Here is a 17,961-nt window from a genome sequence, read left to right on the forward strand (position 1 = left end):
TTCGTCGCTTGGCGCCACGATGCAGATGAGTTTATCGCCATCACGCGCCGGGCGTCGCCAATGCCACGCTCGGCACACTTCAGCAGGAGGCTGACTCATGGCACAACACGATACCTTGATCCTGACCGCCAGTTGCGCCAGTCGGTTGGGCTCTGTGGATGCCGTTACCGGTTATTTACGCGAGCAGGGCTGCTATGTGGCCGACATGCAAACCTTTGACGATGCTCGTGCCGGTCACTTTTTTATTCGCGCCGAGTTTAGACGGCCTGAGCAGGGCGAGTTTGATGAGGCCCGTTTTCGTGACGGTTTTGCCCTGCGCGCCGCCGACTTTGCCATGGACTGGGAGCTGACCGAGCGCAGCCGCAAGCCGAACGTGGTGATCATGGTATCCAAATTTGATCACTGCCTTAACGACTTGCTGTATCGCTATCGCACCGGTCAGCTGGCCATCGAAATTCCGGCCATTATTTCCAATCATCCGGATTTGCAGCGGTTGGCCGACTGGCACCATATTCCTTTTTATCATCTGCCGGTAAGTGCCGACACCAAGCATGATCAAGAGGCCAAGATCTGGCAGATAGTGCAGGAGTCTCAAGCCGATTTGGTGGTGCTGGCGCGTTACATGCAAGTACTCAGCCCCGAGTTGTGCAACCGGCTGGCGGGCTGGGCCATTAACATTCACCACTCGCTGCTGCCCGGTTTCAAGGGGGCTCAGCCCTACCATCAGGCTTATGCCAAGGGCGTAAAACTGGTGGGCGCCACGGCGCATTACATTAATAACGAGCTGGACGAAGGTCCCATTATTACCCAGGGCATTCAGACGGTGGATCACAGTCATTATCCGGAAGACCTGGTGGCCAAGGGTAAAGACATCGAGTGTCTGACCCTGGCCAAAGCCATTCAGTATCACATCGAAAAACGGGTGTTCATGTACCAGGGCAAGACGGTGGTACTGGGCAGCTGAACACGCGTTCGATGTATTCCCGGCAGGGGGGAGGCCGTAAGCGGTGTCTCTCTGCCTATTAAACAAACCTGCAAGACAGGTTTGTGAATGTAATAAAAAGTCATGACAAGGAGACATCATGTCTAACAAAATCAAATTACTACGCGATGCCCAACCAGAGGTGTTATTGGATGCCACCAAGTGGGAAAAGTTGTCTGGCGATCCGCACACAGTTAACCTGAACGCTTACAAGTCGGACGATGGTAGTAAGCTGATGGGGACCTGGATGTGTACTCCGGGCAAGTGGGCGGTTAACTACGACAAGTGGGAATATTGCGACTTCCGTGAAGGTTACTGCATCCTGACTCCCGAAGGCGGCGAGCCTATTCACCTGAAAGCTGGCGATATCTTCGTAGTTGAAGCCGGCTTCCGTGGTACCTGGGAAGTGGTAGAAACCGTACGCAAGTACTTTGTATTTGCCTGATGAATGACGTTCGGCCTGCGCACAGCGCAGGCCGATTTTGTTTTTATTGACCGTTACACTCCGGGCAAAGAGCCAGCTCCGCCGCGCCCTCCCTGGCCCGGAGGGGCGGCAGAATCAAAGAAGTGACACGCCTTCCACTTCCATCACAGAACTGGCATCGGCACGCTCGATAATTTTCACCAAGGCCGATTGAATCACTTCGTCTTCCCGCACATCGGCTTTGCTGGCAAAGCGTTGCTCCTGAACGGCGGCCCCTTCTTCCTGAACAAACTGCACCGCCACCTCGGTGGCATAATCCGCACGGGTACCAAAGTACGCAATAGTGATCTGCGGATAGCCTTTAAAGCCTTTCTTCACCTGTTTTGCGATTCGTTTTTTAGCTTTGTCTATGTGCATGTGAATTCCTTATCTGATTAACAGACCCTAAAAGAATATGGCTAAAAATAATCGAGCAGGCCGAATACGATATACCCAGTTAAGTCATTGAACGCCAACCACCTGCTGAAGGCAAGGGTTAGCTGTAACGACGCTCGCGAGCAGACTCGAACCAGTATCTTTGACTTCCTTTACACATGCCAGGTAGGCACTAACTTCATGGTGCTCCTGCTATGCTGAAAACAGGTTCTGTAGCCGGGAGTGGTTGATGAGTGGTGTGTATTTATTACTGGCGCTGACACTGGCTTCACCTTCGCCGCTGCAAGAGGCACTGGCGCATTTTGAGCAACTTGATGGCTATCGGCTGATGTTGCGCAGTGAAGGGCCCGATGGCAATCAGCATCTGCTTTACGGCTATCGTAAACCCGGTTGGGTGCGCATGGATGTGTTGTCTCCTTATACCGGGGCGGTATTGCTTTATAACCCGGTGAATCAGCAAATTCGGCTCTGGCCCTTTGGCCTGAGCTGGCCTTCTGTTGGCTTGAGCCCTGAACACCCGCTGGTAATCAGCCCTCGTGGTCACCGGGTAGACAGCTCCGATGTGGGGGTGTTGTTGCAGAACGTGCTGCGAATGCAGCAGGCGGGCCAGACGCTGGTGCAGAAAGAGGCGCAGCTCTCGGGACGGGCGGTATGGCATCTGGTGGTGACCGGGGCTGCGGGCGCGAATGATGTTGCTCGTTACGAGCTGTGGCTCGATCGGGAATGGCTGTTTCCGCTCAAGGTGATTGGCAGTGATAGCCGGGGCAATCGGCTGGAAACCGTCTGGCTGAAGCAGATTGAACTCAATCCCGAATTTCCCGATGACTTTTTCTCCCCCTGAGTGACATCATGGCAAAGTATGACTTTTTTACCTGCTGGCAATTCAAGGCCCCCATTGAGGACGTTTATCGGGCCATCAGTCGCCCTGTCGGCTGGCCGCAGTGGTGGAAAGGCCTGCAGCAGGTTGAAGCGCTGGGCTCAGGTAGTGAACAGGGCAAGGGGCTGGGTAACGAGCAGGCTGGCAGTCGAGAATATCGTTACCACTGGCAAAGCCCATTGGGCTATTCGCTGTGTTTCGATATCAGAGTGATGCGCCTGTATGCGCCCTGGTTGATTGTGGGTGAAGCCCGCGGAGATGTGGAAGGCTGGGGTTGCTGGCAACTGAGTGAAACGGCAGGGGTTACCCGGGTGCGCTATCGATGGCGGGTGCGCACCACTCAACCCTGGATGAACCTGGTCGCTCCCCTGGCTCGGCCGCTGTTTGTATGGAGCCATGATGTCATGATGCGCAATGGCGCCCTTGGCTTGTCTCGTTTGTTGCAGGCCCCACTGCTTGAGAGAGGCCGTTTGCCAGGTGACAGCCTGCGCTGAGCCGGGTTATTTTTTGTGCTTGCCGATGCCGTAATCCTTGAGCTTGTTGGCGATGGCGGTGTGCGAAATGCTCAGCCGCCTGGCCAGCTGTCGGGTAGACGGAAACTGTGGATACAGGCGTTCGAGCAAGAGTCGTTCGAACCCTTTTACGGCGTCATCCAGCGAGCCGTCGCACAGGGCATCCAGCCCTTGCAGGCTGCTTTGCTCCGGCAGGGCCAGTTGGCCAAGGGTAAGCTCGTCGCCTTCCAGCAGGCTGATGGCGCGATACAGGCTGTGGCGCAGCTGGCGCACGTTGCCAGGCCAGGGGTAGTGCTGTAAATATTCGCTCAGGTTATCGGCCAGCCTGGGGCGAGGGCGCTCCAGCTCGGCGGCAAAGCGGGTACAAAAGTGCTGGGCCAGGGGCAGTATGTCTTTCTGGCGTTCACGCAGTGGCGGAATATGCAGGTTAAGCACATTGAGGCGATAGAAAAGATCCTGGCGAAATTGTCCGCCCTGCACCAGACTGGCAAGATCTTGCTGGGTGGTGCAAATTACCCGAATATCGACCGTGACTTCCTGTTCGTCGCCCAGGCGGCGAAACACGCCGTCTTGCAACACGCGCAGCAACTTCAATTGCATGAGCGCCGACATTTCGCCGATTTCATCCAGCAGCAAGGTGCCGCCGTTGGCCTGATCCAGCACGCCACGCTTGCCCTGCATATTATTGCCAAAGGCACCGGCGGCGTAGCCGAACAGTTCGTGCTCGGCGGCGTCGTCGGGAATGGCGGCACAGTTAAGCAGAATAAAGGGACCTTCACCGCGCAGGCTGGCATGATGGCAGGCGCGGGCCAGCAGCTCTTTACCGGTGCCGGTTTCGCCCTGAATCAGCAAAGGGGCATCCAGGGTGGCCAGCCGTCTGGCTTCGTTAAGCAATTTTTCCATGGCGGGGCTGTGGGCTATCAGGCCATCAAAATAGCCGGTGTCACGGCTGCGCATGGCTTTAAAGTGCTGGCCGATGCGATACGCCGATTTTAATACCACCACGGCGCCCGCCAGACTTTGCTCGCCGGATTCCTCCGTTAGCCAAATAGGTAAAAAATCGGCCAGATAGGGTTCGCCTGCAAGGGTGACTTTTTCGTTAAGCGGCTGGGGTGAGGCTTGCTCCAGCCAGCGGCTGACATGCACGCCTTTCAGCAGCGGGCCCAGGTACTGCTGCAGCAACTGCTGGGCCGACTGGTTGAGCAGGCTGCAGGCGGCGTCGTTGGCCAGGGTTATTTTGCCAAGCATGTCGATGGCCACCACGGCATCGGGCAGCACCTTAAGCAGGGCGCGGGTAGCATTATGTTCTTGCTCTGAGGGCATGCAGGCGATAGTTTTAACATCAAATATCCCGGGAATACGACGAATGGCGGGCAGCAGATGCTGCAAGGCGGCAAAGTCGAGAGTGGGAAAATTAACATAGATAATGCCGCTGATATCGATTTCGATACCGCGTAAATCAATTTGATGTTCTACCAGAATATCGAGCAGTTCTCGGGTCAGGCCCAGTCGGTCTTCACAGGTTACTTTTAAGCGCATTATGGTATCTTCCTCAGCAAGGTGTAAATAATACCTTACACCTGGGGCGGATACGAGATGACGCTGATGATCTGTGCCACAAACTGTAAAAAAAGCAGCGTATTCTGCTGAAAAATGGTTTACGGCGACCCCATGCTCAGACATTCTTGGCAGCCTTTGCCGAGCTGCGTGCTCGGCCAATAACAAATAATTTGTCAAACTCAAGCTAATGATTAGGTGAAGTAATGAGCGAAGCGGTATTCAGAACGGTTAAATCGTCACAGGTGATCCTCAAGGAATTAATGGTGCCTTCTTATGCCAACTTCGGTGGCAAGGTACACGGCGGCATTATTCTGGGACTGATGGATAAAATTGCCTATACCTGCGCCGCTACCCACGCCAAGGGTTACTGCGTTACTGCCTCTGTGGATTCCGTTGATTTTATGAACCCGGTAGAAGTGGGTGATCTGCTTACCTTGTATGCGTCTGTTAACTATGTAGGCAGCAGCTCGATGGAAGTGGGCATCAAGGTGGTGTCGGAAGACTTCAAACAGGGCATCGTCAAGCACACCAATACCTCTTACTTCACCATGGTGGCGCTGGACGAAGAAACCCGCAAGCCCACCAAGGTGGCCGGTTTGTTGCTGGAAGATGAAGAAGAAATTCGCCGTTTTGTGATGGGTAAACTGCGCAAGAAACTGCGTCGGGCACACCAGAAGGAAATTGATGATATTCGCCAGGCGCTGGATCTGGACCTGGACCTGGCAATGAAAGAGGTAGAAGGGGAAAACTGTCTGCTGCCCAAGAGCTAAGCATTTGCCGCTATGACCCGTTATGAGCAGCTGGCACAACAGCTGCGTGAACAGATCCGCACCGGAGTCTGGCAGGAGGGCGACAAGTTGCCCTCGCTGCGCGAAACGGTGCGGCGTTCTGGACTGAGTCTGATGACGGTACTCAGTGCCTATCAGTTGCTTGAAAGCCAGGGCTGGGTACGTTCTCGGCCTCAATCCGGCTACTTTGTTGCCCCCACTCGGGAGGTGACTCGTTATGCATCCCCACAGCAGCCGCTGCAGCCCGCTGAAACCGTGGACATCAACGCCTTTATCTTCAGTGTGCTGCAGGCCGGCAACAATCCCGACTGTGTTGCGCTGGGGTCAGCTTTTCCCGATCCATCCCTGTTTTCGCAACATCAATTGTCCCGATCTTTGATCAGGGTGGCCCGCCAGTTGTTGCCCCAGAGTGCGGGTGCCACTTTGCCACCGGGTTGTGCCGATTTGCGCCGCAGCATTGCGCAGCGCTACGCTGCCCGAGGACTGGAGATTTCGCCCAGCGAAATCGTGATCACCTCGGGCGCGCTGGAGGCACTTAACCTCAGTCTGCAGTCGCTGACTCGGCCCGGAGACTGGGTGGTCATCGAGTCGCCTGCGTTTTACGGTGCCTTGCAGGCAATAGAGCGGCTTCACCTTAAAGCCGTCGCGGTGGCCACGGATCCACAGCTGGGGATGGATCTTGATGCCCTGGCTCAGGCCTTGCAGCAATATCCCATCAAGGCCTGCTGGCTGATGAGCCATTGTCAAAACCCGCTGGGTGGCAGCATGCCCGCGGAGCACAAACAGCGATTGCTGACGCTGTTGGCCGAACACGGGGTTAGCCTGATTGAAGATGATGTGTACGGCGAGCTCTACGCCGGCCTGGATCCGCCGTTGCCGGTCAAGGCCTGGGACACGGAAGGGCGGGTGCTGCATTGCGGCTCTTTTTCCAAGACGCTGGCAGCCGGCTTTCGCATTGGTTGGGTGGCGGCAGGGCAGCAAGCAGAGGCCATTCAGCGCCTGCAATTGATGAGCACGTTATCGACTAGCGCCCCCATGCAACTGGCCTTGGCCGATTACCTCTCTTCGCATCGCTACGACAAGCATCTGCATACTCTGCGGCGCACCCTGGAACAGCGCAAACACATATTTTACCGGGCTATCAAACGGGAATTTTCCGATTTGGTGCGGGTGCACTATGCCGAAGGCAGCTATTTTCTGTGGCTGGAAATGCCGGAGCACTGCTGTGCAACCCAATTGTACTGGCGAGCGCTCAAGGCGGGTATCACCATTGCCCCCGGGCGCATGTTTGCCGCCGGCGAGCAGTACCGCCACTGTTTTCGTCTCAATGCTTCATTGCCCTGGAATGCGCGCAGCGAAGCCGCCATCAGGCAGCTTGCCGCGCTGATTAATGAGCATATTCACTGACTTTACCGGCTGGTTATTCCGGCACTGTTATAGCTGATGGCTCATTGAATGACACTGTTATAGTCTATTTTATCGCAACTGTTTATGTTGCTCTCACACCCCCCATGTTTTACTGCGCGGATTGCCGCAGGTAGTGCTTTCGCTACCGGCCTGCCTTTCTCATAACAAGCAGTGAGCCTTATGGACAACCTTTCTTCCCGAATTGACGTTAATGTTTGTACCGAACCCCGGCCCATTGACCAGGGCCACGTTTATGTGCGCGCTCAGCGGGGCCGCTGGCAAAAAGTACGCCAGCTTACCGGATGGGTATTGATGCTGATTTTTTTGGTCGGGCCCTGGTTGCGTTGGAACGGGCAGCAGGCCTTGCTGCTGGATCTGGAGCAACAACGTTTTCATCTGTTCGGCATAACCATCTGGCCTCAGGATCTGACCTTGCTGGCTTTGTTTCTGATGGTGGCCGCCTTTGGCCTGTTTATGGTGACCGTCTTTTTGGGGCGGGTGTGGTGTGGTTATCTTTGCCCACAAACAGTGTGGACCTTCTGGTTTATCTGGGTTGAAGAAAAACTGGAAGGCAGTGCGAACAAGCGCCGTCAGTTAAGCAAGGCCCCCTGGAGCCTGAACAAGCTGGCCCGCAAGGGAGGAAAGCATCTGATCTGGGTGCTGATTTCTCTAGTGAGCGGCTTTACGTTTATTGCCTATTTTTTACCGGCCGCCGAGCTGGGTTCCAGTCTGCTGCAGTTTTCTGCCGGCCTGTTACCGACCTTTTGGGTGGCATTTTTTGCCCTGTGTACCTACCTTAATGCTGGCTGGATGCGGGCCATAATGTGTACTCACATGTGCCCTTACTCACGCTTTCAGTCGGCGATGTTCGATAAAGATACCTTTAGTGTCGGCTACGATGCGGCCCGGGGCGAGCGCCGCGGACCGCGTTCACGCAAGGCTGATACCGCGGCCCTGCAGCTGGGAGATTGTATCGATTGCAATCTGTGTGTGCAGGTATGCCCCACCGGCATCGATATTCGGGATGGCCTTCAGTATGAATGCATCAACTGCGGGGCCTGTGCCGATGCCTGCGATCAGACGATGCGTCAGATGGGATATGCCACCGGCCTTATCCGCTATGCCAGCGAACGCCAGCTGGAAGGGGGTAAAACCCGGCTTTGGCGCCCCAGGCTGATTGGCTATGGTCTCATGTTGCTGTTGATGCTGGCGACGCTGGTCTATGCTGCTGCCAGCCGCGTGCCGATGGCGCTGGATGTGCAGCGGGATCGCAATCAGCTGTATCGGGAAACTCCGCAAGGTTGGGTGGAAAATACCTACATTCTTAAACTGTCGAACCGGACTCAGCAGCCACAAAACTATCGGGTACGAGTTGAGGGCATGGAAGCTGTACACTGGGCGGGAGCCGATACGGTGACGGTATTGGCCGGGGAAATCCTCAACCTGCCCGTTAGCCTGGCGGCGGATCCCTATCTGTTATCCGAGCCCATGTACCCGATTCAGTTTGTGGCCGGTAACGACGAGCTACAGGTGCAGGCGGATAGCCAGTTTTTCAGCCCGGTGCGCTAACGGGATGTTACACTGACTGCCCGGTTAAATGTCCCGCGCGGACTAAAGGAGTGTGCGATGGCCATTCAGTGGCCGGTGATAATCGAGTTTGGCCAGGGTCATGATTATGCCTGGGCGGCAGACCTGGACGAGGTAACCGAACATCGGCTGGAGGCGGGAGACTGCCTGCTAGACAGCCTGGGCCAAGTCCATATTCTGTCGCAAACAAACGGCGCTGGCCTGTACTGGCAGCTGGAAGACGAGGTAGTATCCGTACCTCAGCTCAATATCAGGCTACAAGGCTATGCTGCCGGGTTGGGAGTCTGTTGCACCAGCAAGTTGGTGGTGCGCACCCCAATGGATGCCATTGCACTGGTGGCCTGGTTAGAGCAGCAATAAAAAGCGACACGCTGTCAGCCTGTCTCTTGGTCACAAGTCTGTAAGCTGTTGAATAAGTGCAAAGAGGCAGTAGGATTGCCTCCGCCAACGCGCCTTAGTAAGGCCACTCATCTTCAGTCCACTGCGAACATTCACTGGATGTTCGGTTAGGCTGAATGATTCGTTTTGGCGAGGCAAGCTCGCCCCATGCACGCTCGGCAAATGCCGTCCGACCGCCAGGGATGGTGGGAGTGTCAGCATTGCAGGAGCCTTTGCTGACCTTGGCATTTGATGGTTGGCTACGACAATTCCTACTACCTCTTTTAGTGATGCGGTACCGTCTGTTGATTGCATTCACAGGCGATTCCGCTGTCGACAGGAAGGCCGAGGGTGTCTGCTCAGCCGACCATCCGCGCCAAGGATGGCGCGGTTTGAGCCTACATGGAGGTATTCACGGCGAGTCGGAGGAGTAGTGCCCTCTGCCTGACAAACCACACTAATACAAACAAAAAAAGATGTGACTAAGAGACAGGCGTTAGGCTGTCAGTTAAACCAAGCATCAAGCCGTGAAGAGTAAATCGTGAACTTCTCACGTTTTATTGCTCACGGTTTTTGTGTTATCCCTTATGGGTTAAAGAGACAACTATGACACTGAATTTACGAAAGTGCGGATGGCTGATGTTGCTGGTGTTACTGCAATCGTGCAGCAGTGCTCCCGACACCTCTGTGGTGCCCGAGAGTTCACCGGTCATCAGCGTGCAGCAGGGCAAGGCTTCTTACTACGGTAGCCGTCATCATGGCCGCAAAACCGCCAGCGGCGAGCCCTTCAACAAGCATGCCCTGACTGCCGCCCACCGAACCCTGCCTTTTGGCAGTCGGGTGCGTGTAACTAACCTGAATAACCAACAATCGGTGGTGGTGCGTATCAACGATCGTGGCCCCTATGCCAGAGGGCGCATTATCGATCTGTCGGAACAGGCGGCGCGCGAGCTGAACATGATTCGCGCCGGTGTTGCCAGGGTCAAGGTAGAGCGGCTGGAATAGTCAGCCGACTCAGCTTGCGATAAGCCACGGGCCGCGGCCAGTCTGCGGCGATAGCCGGAATGGCCTTGTCCTCGCTCAACAGCCGGGCGGCAGTGATCCAGCCAGCATGTCCGACCGCCAGTTGGGGCGTGGCAGGCAGGCTGTGCAGCCAGCCTGCCACCCGAGCAAATAACTGGCGCACACTTTCTCCGCCGCCGGGGGCATAGTCGGCAAAATCCGCACACCAGGCGTCGATTTCGGCCCTGGGCACGGTCGACCAATGACAACCGTCCCAGCCGCCAAAATCGACTTCGGCCAGCTCGTCGGCCACCTTGCACTGCCAGCCTCGCCCGACCAATATGTCTCCCACCCGCGCAGAGCGCTGCAGGGGGCTGACCCAAATCACCTTGGGCAATTGATGGCGACGGGCAAAACGCTGGATCTGGTTGGCCAGTCTGCGCAGTTTGCGTTTATCTACCCCCATATCGGTTTGCCCCAGGCACATTCCCTCTGCCTGCAGTGGTTTGGGGTGGCGCCAGATATACAACTCCATCACAGCTCCTACTGTTAAATATTAAAACGAGAGCCGAAAGATTTTTTGCAATGGAATCCACGGAACTCACGGAAAAATCAAGATGGGATAAGAGCGAACTCGCAACAGTGATTATTTAATGGTGAGGGCTAAAAAGGTCCAATATTTTTTACTTAAATATGGCCCTACAAAACTGTGTCTTCAAGATGTCTGGTCTTACTGGTAAAACATGTTTTTAGTTTTAGCTCTTTCAGATTTAATCTCTATTTTTCTGCGGGTTCTGTGGATTCCGTTGCGAAAGGGGTTGATGTTGTTTCGTCCTCTTCACACTTCACAGAGATATAGCGAAGCCGGCATAAATCGCCAGCTCGGCGAGCTGTTGGGTGGCGCCCAGGCCATCGCAGGTGTCGGCCAGTCCGTCTTCATGAAAGGCGCCGGTCATTTTAATGCCAAAGGCGGTGCTGGCCACGGCCGCCACCAGCGGGCTGAACAACAGGGTGCCCAGCCAGAATACCAGGGCACACAGCAGGCCAATCAACAGGCCAATCAACAGGCCCACGGCGGGAAAATGCCGACGGCTCTGATGTAACCACCGGGGTTGGTAATCACGCAGCTCGGGCGTCGGCAGGCGCGTTAAAAACTGGCTGGCCACCAGCAACAAACGGCCTTCGTGTATTAACCTATTGCGCAGAGTAGGGCGCAGCGTCTGGCGAGGCATCAGCTGTTCTGCCCACTGATGCCGGCATCGTCAAAGCTGGCCATCTGACTTAAAAACACGCAAGCCGACTGCAATAGTGGATACGCCAGCGCGGCCCCACTGCCTTCGCCCAGGCGCATCTGCATGTTCAGCAAGGGCTAGGCGTGCAGCAGACGCAGCAAATGCCCATGGCCCGGTTCGGCGGAGTGATGGGCAAACACCGCAAACTGGCAAACGTCCGGTGCCAGTTGCTCGGCCACCAGCAGGGCCACGCCGGCAATAAATCCGTCCATCAGCAGGATACGCCTTTGGCTGGCGGCCTTGATCAGGGCGCCGGCCATCATGGCAATTTCCAGCCCGCCCAGGGCTGCCAGTGCCGTAAACGGTGCTGTGGCATCTTTATGACGCGCTAATACTCGAGCCAGAATGGTGTGTTTGTGATGCAGGCGCTGGCTTAACGAGTGATTGGCCAAAGTGGCAATAACGGGCACTATGAAATCTGCGGGCATAATGAAGTGATGGGGCATGGTAATCGTTAATAGCTAAACACAAGACTCATATGCTATCAGACTATGTCATAAATAGGGCCATCCATCGGGGTCTCGACGGCCCAGCTTTTTCATTTACAGGATATCAATCAGCATATGGATTCACTTTCGCAAATGACGCTGGGCGCCGCCATCGGGGTGGCCGTAATGGGCAAGCGCGTTGGGGTGGGGCGCTCGGCACTGGCGGGCGCCTTTTTTGGTACCCTGCCGGATCTGGATGTGCTTATCGATTATGGTGACCCGGTCAGCAATATGACCTTTCATCGAGGGTTCAGCCATGCGATGTTTTACCTCAGTGTACTGTCGCCGGTGTTTGCCTGGTTGCTGTGTCGCCTGTCTGGCCAGCAAGCCCATTGGCGACGGGCAATGCTGGCCATCTGGCTGGTGCTGGTTACCCATGTGCTGCTGGATAACATGACGGTATACGGCACCCAGTTGGCACAACCGTTCAGTGACTACCCCTTTGCCATTGGCAGCATCTTCATTATCGACCCGCTTTATACCTTGCCGCTGTTGCTCGGGTTGGTGGCGGCATTATTGCGCCCGCAATACCAGGGGCTAAAAAGCAACCGGTGGGGACTTTACCTGAGTACCCTGTATCTGGGCTGGAGTCTGGTGGCTCAGTGGCAGATCACGCAAACTGCCGATCGCTGGCTGGCGGAGCAGGGCGTGACGGTTGAGCAGCGGCTGGTGACGCCCACCGCCTTCAATACCCTGTTGTGGCGGGTATTGGTCATTACGCCCGAGGGATACAGCGAAGGCTTTATTTCGTTACTGGACCGAGATCCGCCGGTGTTTACTGAACACGACCGGGGCATGAAGCTGTATCAAACCTGGCAGCAGCATGGACCCGTGGCCCGGCTGGCCTGGTTCAGCAAAGGTTATTTCAAGATGAGCGAGCAGCAAGGGCTGCTCAGGATCACCGATTTGCGCATGGGCCAGGAACCCGGTTATATCTTCAGTTTTGCGGTGGCCGAGCAAGGGCCTGACCAGGCGTGGCAGCCCCTGGCCCAACCTCGGCAAATCAGTGAGCGGCTGCCGTTAAAGCCGGCGTTGCAGTGGTTGTGGCGTCGGGCGTTGGGGCAATCCTTGCCGACATTACCCCACTGGATGGCTGACAACCACTTTGGCTGCCAGGCTGCAGATAGGGGCGTAATATCGGCTCCATGCCCTTGAGTACCTGCACTGGCAGGGCCGAGGTAAAGGTGAATTTGTCCGACTGCTGGCCGGGTACATAGGCAGTCAGGGTGCCAAAGTGGTGCTCACCTAAATAGAACACGAAGGTGGCGGTGCGGTTGCGCGCCTGAGAGGTCAGTACCTGACCATAGCGAGAGACGGTTTGAATGCGGTTATCGCCGGTGCCGGTTTTGCCACCCAGGGTCAAGGGACTGCCATCGGCCAGCGAAAAGCTGCCCTGCAAACGGCGTGCGGTGCCGCCTTCCACTACCTGCGACAAGGCCTGGCGCAAGACCTGCGCCACTTCTTTGGCCATGACTCGTTCTGCTTGCTGCGTTTGCTGCAGCAGTCGGGTTTCATAAGGGGTGTTGGCGGCAAAATGCAGCTGGTTCATGCGTACGGTGGGCAGCCGTACGCCATCGTTCAAGATAATGCCCACCAACTCGGCCAGTGCCACCGGCTTGTCACCCGAGCTGCCAATGGCGGTAGCCAGCGACGGCACCAGGCTGGCAAACGGAAAGCCCAATCGTTGCCAGCGTTGATGAATATCACTGAAGGCTTCCACCTCCAGCATGGTACGAATGCGGCTGTCGCGGGCACTGCGGTGGCGGGTTTTAAACAGCCAGCCATACACTTGCTGACGCTGTTCTTTACTGGCCTCGGCGGCATCATTGAAGCTGGCATCGGGATGGTGCTGCAGGTAATCCAGCAGCCACAAATCCAGTGGGTGCACCCGGGCAATATATCCCTGATCCGGCAAGCTGTAAGCGCCAGGCCCATAGTTGTGATACAGCTGCTCCAACCGGCGTTCGCTCAGTTGAGAGTGGGGCAATCGTTGCTGTATAAAGGCGCTGAATTCCTCCATGCTGGCCTGGGGCAGCAAATACCGATGCACGGCGGCCAGTCGCGTTGCAGTGGGGCGCAAGCCGTCAAAAAAGCCGGTTAAGCGTTGCTCAGGCGTTTGTCCCTGATATTTGCGCCAGAAGCGCAATAAAAACACCCGGCCTTCCCGGTCGGCAAAACGGCTTAAATATTCCTGGCGCCGTGGGTCTTTATCGTCGGCCAGCAGCTGGGCGCGATTTTCATTCTGATAAATGCTGTAACGCACTATGTCGCGCATTACCCGGATAAATGGCAGGTTGATCGACTCGCGCAAGGCCTCTATCAGCGTGGGATTGCGCTGATTGTCCTGACGGCGAAAGTTGTTGAAACTGTGCAGGCCGCCGCCGGTAAAAAAGCGCTCACCGGTACTGGCGGAATAACGGCGTTCCAGCGCAGCGTTTAACATGGCGGTAAGGGAATGATCCGAATGACGCTGCAGGTAGGCAATGGCCCAGCGGCTCAGCAGATCATTGGGCGCGGGTTTCAACTCCCTTAGCATCTGGGGGGATTTACCGGCGTACTTCTGGTGCAGCTCGGCAATAATTTCCAGGTAGGTGGTCATGACCCGCAGCTTGGCGGTTGAACCCAATTCCAGTTTGCTGCCTTCGTTAATGTCGAAGGGTTGCAGGGTATTGTCGGTTTGAACGCGCACATAAAATCCCTGCTCTCCTCGTTCGAACAGGGTAAAGCTGTATCTGACCTCGGCGGTTTTTTCCGGTGACAGCAAACGCTCGCCATACAATCCAATGGCGCGGGCCACGTCCGGGTCGGCCAGCTGCTGCAGATAGTCGGTCACCTTTTGCTGCAAGGCGGCATTCAGGGTGGTGTCGGCAGACAAATCCAGTCGGTCCAGCTCGTAAAACGACATCCCCAGCAGGCTGGCCAATCGTCCACGTGTTACCAGCAGGGTTTTACTGTTCTCTACATATTGGGTAACCGGCGCCTCGCTGAAGTCTCTGAACGATAGCCGCTGGGCCAGCGCCGCGTCTCGCAGGGCCGAACTTATCATGCCGGCCTGGGCTTGCAGCCGCAGATAGCTGTCGGTAAGGGTATGCAAATCGTCACGGCCACGATACAGATAATAAGATGGACGGCGTTGGGCAATCATCAGACCGATGACCTGGCGCAGTGCCATTCCCTGTTCGTTGAGGCTGGCGGGTGATCCCGGGTCCAGCAGCTGATTGACATAGCTCAGTTCGGCGCCAAACCAGATCCACAGTCCATCGCCCAGGCCGTGAATTTCGCCGTGGCCCGGGGCGGCAGCCAGTGGCACCGAGTTAAGGTAGGCAAGGGCAATGAGCTGTCTGGCGGCCAGGGTATCCGGGCCCTGTTGATAGGCGCGCACACTGGCAGAGACCATCTGGCGCAGTTTTTCGCTGGCCGATTGAGTCATGCCGCCGGGGGAGTGGCGGTATTTTTCTATTTGTGTGGCCAGGGTACTGCCTCCGGCCGAGTCATCCTGAATGGCCAGCGCCCGCCCCACCTGCGACAGCGCCGCCTTGGTAAAGCGCGGCCAATCAACCGCCGGGTTGACGGTTGGGTGTTCCTGACTCAACATATCCCGATTCTCAATAAACAGCAGGGTATTGACGATCAGCGGCGCTATGCTGGCAAAATCGGGATAATGGCGCTGCGGATAGGAAAAGTCGTAAATGGGCTCACGCCGACAGTCGCCAATAAACAACCCTGCCTGGGTTTTTTCCTGATAAGGGACAAACAGGCCATGGCTGCTGTATTGACGCAGGGCATGGGAGAATTGCACCTGTTGTGAAATCTCGAATTGCTGCTTTTGCAAACGGGAAAATAAATCCGGCAGCCGGGAATATCCCAGTCGCTGGTCGAACGGACCCTGAACAGGAAAGTAAATGCTGGAGCTGGGGCCGGGTTCGAGAGAATAACGCAGCGTGTCGGCATAGCGGGGGATCTCGCGCCCCTGTAGCCAGGAAGTGCGCATTTCATATGCCAGCAACAACCCGGAGACTGTTAACAATAACAGTACCAAAATCCACAGCAACCAACGCCAGCGGTGACGCCGAGCGAGTTTGGGTTTGGGTTGTGTGCGCCGCAGTGTGGCGTATTCTACATTTGGTACTATACCCATCAATGACCCCTTGGCGCCATCTGGTATCAAGACTTCTATTCTAAAAGCCTAGCTGGAAAGTCAGGCTTAAGTGCTGATTACGCAGAATTTTTTATTTATTATGATGTATTCCGGCGTGTGAACAGCGGCCGTCGACGGTATGTAATGCTAAAGCTGATTCAGTTCTGTTAAAAAGGCGCACACCCGCTTGGCATTGGCGCCCAAATCACTTTTCCCCACCCTGGATGCCGAGCGCATATCCACGCGGGTCGCCATTGTTGTCTGTTGCTTATTCTTGTTCAAGTGATTTAATACGGTGGCATCAACAGGGCTGCCTTCGGCCGGTGTTACGGGGGTTAATCTAATGGCAATATCGTCGCTAAAGCCGAACAAGGTGCTGCGGGAAACGGCTTCCAGCTGATGGTTGCTGTTGGCGGTGATGGTCCAGCCACGCCGGGCAACGAGTACCTGTACCTGAGTGTGCACCTGTTCTAGCGGTTTTTGTATTATCAAGGGTTGTATGCCCGGCCAGGTGGCATGCTGCTGCTGTGCCACGGCCGCACCTTGGTACTCAATGCTGTGATCACCTTCAGAGCGCAGAGTAAGGGCGGCAGTGAGAGCGGGAGGATTGGTGGTGTCTGTGCTGATGTCGTGAATGGCTGGCAGGGTAAAGGCCCGCACTACAAAAGGCAGTACCAGCAGCAGTAACAGTATGGGGGGCACCATGGCCAGCCACTGACGTTGCCACAAGGCAAAGGGCAATAACAGCAAGCTGCAACCTAGAGCCACGACCAGCAACAGCAGACCCAGCGTATAAGGCCACCACTGCAGGCGCGTGCCCACAATGCCAATCAGGGGGAGCAGCAGGCAAAACAAGGAACCGAGTGACCAGCGATAAACAAAAAGTGTTTCCATCTTATTTCAATCAGTTAGCATACACATTCTTAAACTATGGGTAAGCGCAGCGAGCTTGTAAAGGAGCAAATACGTGCTTGGAAAAACCATAACCGTGCTGCTGTTGAGCTTGACGGTCGTGTTGGCGGCACCAACCAGAGCAGCACAGGCCATCTTTGCCGGTGGCAGTTTTTGGGTGATGGATGCCTTGTTTGCCGAGCGCCCGGGGGTGGCCAACGTAGCCGCAGGCTGGATACAAACCAGCAGCCGCCAGCAGCGACGACAGGCAGTGAGAGTGGAATACGATTCTCAACAGATAAGCTACGGCGAACTGCTTACTCTGTATTGGGCGGTGGTAGATGTCTTCGATAAAGAAGGACAGTTTTGCGATCGCGGGCGCGAATACAGCCCGGCTCTGTATGTGCAAACGGCTCTGCAGCAGCGCTTTGCCCAGCAAAGTCGCGCCAAACTGGAGCTGGAGCTGGGCAAACAGATACAGGTGCGTATTTTGCCCGCCAGCCCCTTTACGCCGGCATTGGCGCGTCACCAGCAGTATTATCGTCAGCACCCGCTGCTATACGGGGGATACCGGCGGGTGTGTGGTTATCCGGCGGGGGAGAAACTCAGATTGTCGACGCTTGCAGGCGCCCCGTTTGCCACCAGTGCACAATAACATCGGCAATGGCGCTGGCATCGTTTAAATCCAGCAAAGACACCGGAGCATGTAAATCCGGATCATCGGTGGCGACGGCCAGAATATGGGGGTCATGCAAACACAGCAGGGGTTTGTGGTAATCGGGTCTGTGCACTTCTATTTTATTAATGGGGGCCTCACGAAACCCCTCGACCAGCACCAGATCGAGCCTGTCTAAACTCAGTCGTGAAAGAGATTCAGTTAAATCAGGTTCTTGTGGTTTAGCGTTTTCATAAGTGAGAATGCTACGATGTGGGCCCGCCAGTAAACATTGGCTGGCACCGGCATGGCGCAGCTCGAAACTGTCTTTACCCGGCAGGTCTTGCTCTACATCGTGATGGGTATGTTTGATAATGCCAACCCGAAGTTGACGTTGGGTGAGCAAACTGACTAACTGCCGTAACAGCGTGGTTTTACCGCTGCCGCTAAAACCGGCAACACCCAGCAATGAATAAGTAGCGGACGCAGACATGACAATCCCGAATCAAAGACAATAATGGGGCAGTGTGCCACGACACAACAAT

The 17,961-nt window shown here is 55.7% G+C and carries 17 protein-coding genes and 2 pseudogenes; 11 read left to right on the forward strand and 8 right to left on the reverse strand.

Translation table 11 applies throughout. The features are described from left to right. Positions 1 to 97 precede the first annotated feature (97 nt). Positions 98 to 964, forward strand: a complete 867-nt coding sequence (gene purU / locus IEW52_RS07520; protein WP_188629456.1) for a formyltetrahydrofolate deformylase — start codon at positions 98 to 100, stop codon at positions 962 to 964. 118 nt (positions 965 to 1,082) lie between these two features. Next, positions 1,083 to 1,427: a cupin domain-containing protein gene (locus IEW52_RS07525; RefSeq protein ID WP_188629457.1), complete on the forward strand. Its 345-nt coding sequence runs from the start codon at positions 1,083 to 1,085 to the stop codon at positions 1,425 to 1,427. A gap of 114 nt (positions 1,428 to 1,541) precedes the next feature. Here the strand turns inward: IEW52_RS07525 and IEW52_RS07530 are convergent, their stop codons facing one another. Further along, positions 1,542 to 1,823 (reverse strand): hypothetical protein, encoded by a 282-nt coding sequence (locus IEW52_RS07530; protein ID WP_188629458.1) that lies wholly within the window; start codon positions 1,821 to 1,823, stop codon positions 1,542 to 1,544. A gap of 247 nt (positions 1,824 to 2,070) precedes the next feature. On the opposite strand from IEW52_RS07530, the gene IEW52_RS07535 reads away from it, so the two are divergent. Both IEW52_RS07535 and IEW52_RS07540 read left to right on the forward strand, forming a co-directional pair. Continuing rightward, on the forward strand, positions 2,071 to 2,682 hold the full coding sequence (locus IEW52_RS07535) for a LolA family protein (protein WP_188629459.1): 612 nt from the start codon (positions 2,071 to 2,073) through the stop codon (positions 2,680 to 2,682). Between the two features lie 8 nt (positions 2,683 to 2,690). Then, positions 2,691 to 3,212 (forward strand): SRPBCC family protein, encoded by a 522-nt coding sequence (locus tag IEW52_RS07540; RefSeq protein ID WP_188629460.1) that lies wholly within the window; start codon positions 2,691 to 2,693, stop codon positions 3,210 to 3,212. Positions 3,213 to 3,218: 6 nt separating this feature from the next. Here IEW52_RS07540 and tyrR read toward each other — a convergent pair whose 3' ends face one another. After that, positions 3,219 to 4,769 (reverse strand): transcriptional regulator TyrR, encoded by a 1,551-nt coding sequence (gene tyrR / locus IEW52_RS07545; RefSeq protein WP_188629461.1) that lies wholly within the window; start codon positions 4,767 to 4,769, stop codon positions 3,219 to 3,221. Between the two features lie 224 nt (positions 4,770 to 4,993). Between tyrR and IEW52_RS07550 the strand changes: the two genes are divergently transcribed. From IEW52_RS07550 to IEW52_RS07570, 5 genes are all read left to right on the forward strand, one after another. Then, positions 4,994 to 5,560 (forward strand): acyl-CoA thioesterase, encoded by a 567-nt coding sequence (locus IEW52_RS07550; protein ID WP_188629462.1) that lies wholly within the window; start codon positions 4,994 to 4,996, stop codon positions 5,558 to 5,560. Between the two features lie 12 nt (positions 5,561 to 5,572). Beyond that, a complete protein-coding gene (locus IEW52_RS07555; RefSeq protein ID WP_188629463.1) occupies positions 5,573 to 6,985 on the forward strand; it encodes an aminotransferase-like domain-containing protein in 1,413 nt (470 codons plus the stop codon). A gap of 180 nt (positions 6,986 to 7,165) precedes the next feature. Then, positions 7,166 to 8,554, forward strand: a complete 1,389-nt coding sequence (ccoG, locus tag IEW52_RS07560) for a cytochrome c oxidase accessory protein CcoG (RefSeq protein WP_188629464.1) — start codon at positions 7,166 to 7,168, stop codon at positions 8,552 to 8,554. A gap of 57 nt (positions 8,555 to 8,611) precedes the next feature. Then, the gene (locus IEW52_RS07565) at positions 8,612 to 8,932 is read left to right on the forward strand and encodes a DUF4144 family protein (protein WP_188629465.1); all 321 of its coding nucleotides are present in this window, start codon (positions 8,612 to 8,614) and stop codon (positions 8,930 to 8,932) included. A 624-nt stretch (positions 8,933 to 9,556) separates the two neighbouring features. Next, the gene (locus IEW52_RS07570; RefSeq protein WP_229667843.1) at positions 9,557 to 9,955 is read left to right on the forward strand and encodes a septal ring lytic transglycosylase RlpA family protein; all 399 of its coding nucleotides are present in this window, start codon (positions 9,557 to 9,559) and stop codon (positions 9,953 to 9,955) included. Here IEW52_RS07570 and IEW52_RS07575 read toward each other — a convergent pair. The 3 genes and pseudogenes from IEW52_RS07575 to IEW52_RS07585 form a co-directional block, all read right to left on the reverse strand. Further along, positions 9,933 to 10,487 carry a histidine phosphatase family protein gene (locus tag IEW52_RS07575; protein WP_188629466.1) on the reverse strand — a complete coding sequence of 185 codons (555 nt, stop codon included), beginning with the start codon at positions 10,485 to 10,487 and terminating at the stop codon, positions 9,933 to 9,935. The genes IEW52_RS07570 and IEW52_RS07575 overlap by 23 nt on opposite strands. 310 nt (positions 10,488 to 10,797) lie before the next feature. After that, positions 10,798 to 11,184, reverse strand: coding sequence for an adenosylcobinamide-GDP ribazoletransferase (locus IEW52_RS07580; protein ID WP_188629467.1), 387 nt, complete (start codon positions 11,182 to 11,184; stop codon positions 10,798 to 10,800). Next, positions 11,184 to 11,690: pseudogene (locus IEW52_RS07585) on the reverse strand (nicotinate-nucleotide--dimethylbenzimidazole phosphoribosyltransferase). The gene IEW52_RS07580 and the pseudogene IEW52_RS07585 overlap by 1 nt, the downstream one beginning before the upstream one ends. Positions 11,691 to 11,807: 117 nt before the next feature. On the opposite strand from IEW52_RS07585, the pseudogene IEW52_RS15715 reads away from it, so the two are divergent. Further along, positions 11,808 to 12,326, forward strand: a pseudogene (locus tag IEW52_RS15715) (metal-dependent hydrolase); the annotation flags it as partial. A gap of 409 nt (positions 12,327 to 12,735) precedes the next feature. Here the strand turns inward: IEW52_RS15715 and IEW52_RS07595 are convergent. Together IEW52_RS07595 and IEW52_RS07600 are read right to left on the reverse strand one after the other, a co-directional pair. After that, positions 12,736 to 15,870 carry a transglycosylase domain-containing protein gene (locus IEW52_RS07595; protein ID WP_188629468.1) on the reverse strand — a complete coding sequence of 1,045 codons (3,135 nt, stop codon included), beginning with the start codon at positions 15,868 to 15,870 and terminating at the stop codon, positions 12,736 to 12,738. Positions 15,871 to 16,017: 147 nt separating this feature from the next. Further along, positions 16,018 to 16,764: a DUF1499 domain-containing protein gene (locus IEW52_RS07600; RefSeq protein WP_188629469.1), complete on the reverse strand. Its 747-nt coding sequence runs from the start codon at positions 16,762 to 16,764 to the stop codon at positions 16,018 to 16,020. 73 nt (positions 16,765 to 16,837) lie between these two features. Between IEW52_RS07600 and IEW52_RS07605 the strand changes: the two genes are divergently transcribed. Further along, positions 16,838 to 17,416: a peptide-methionine (S)-S-oxide reductase MsrA gene (locus IEW52_RS07605; protein ID WP_229667844.1), complete on the forward strand. Its 579-nt coding sequence runs from the start codon at positions 16,838 to 16,840 to the stop codon at positions 17,414 to 17,416. Here IEW52_RS07605 and mobB read toward each other — a convergent pair. After that, positions 17,367 to 17,909: a molybdopterin-guanine dinucleotide biosynthesis protein B gene (mobB, locus tag IEW52_RS07610; protein ID WP_188629470.1), complete on the reverse strand. Its 543-nt coding sequence runs from the start codon at positions 17,907 to 17,909 to the stop codon at positions 17,367 to 17,369. The genes IEW52_RS07605 and mobB overlap by 50 nt on opposite strands. Positions 17,910 to 17,961: the final 52 nt, after the last annotated feature.

The organism is Oceanisphaera marina (assembly GCF_014643915.1).
Lineage (GTDB): Bacteria > Pseudomonadota > Gammaproteobacteria > Enterobacterales > Aeromonadaceae > Oceanimonas > Oceanimonas marina.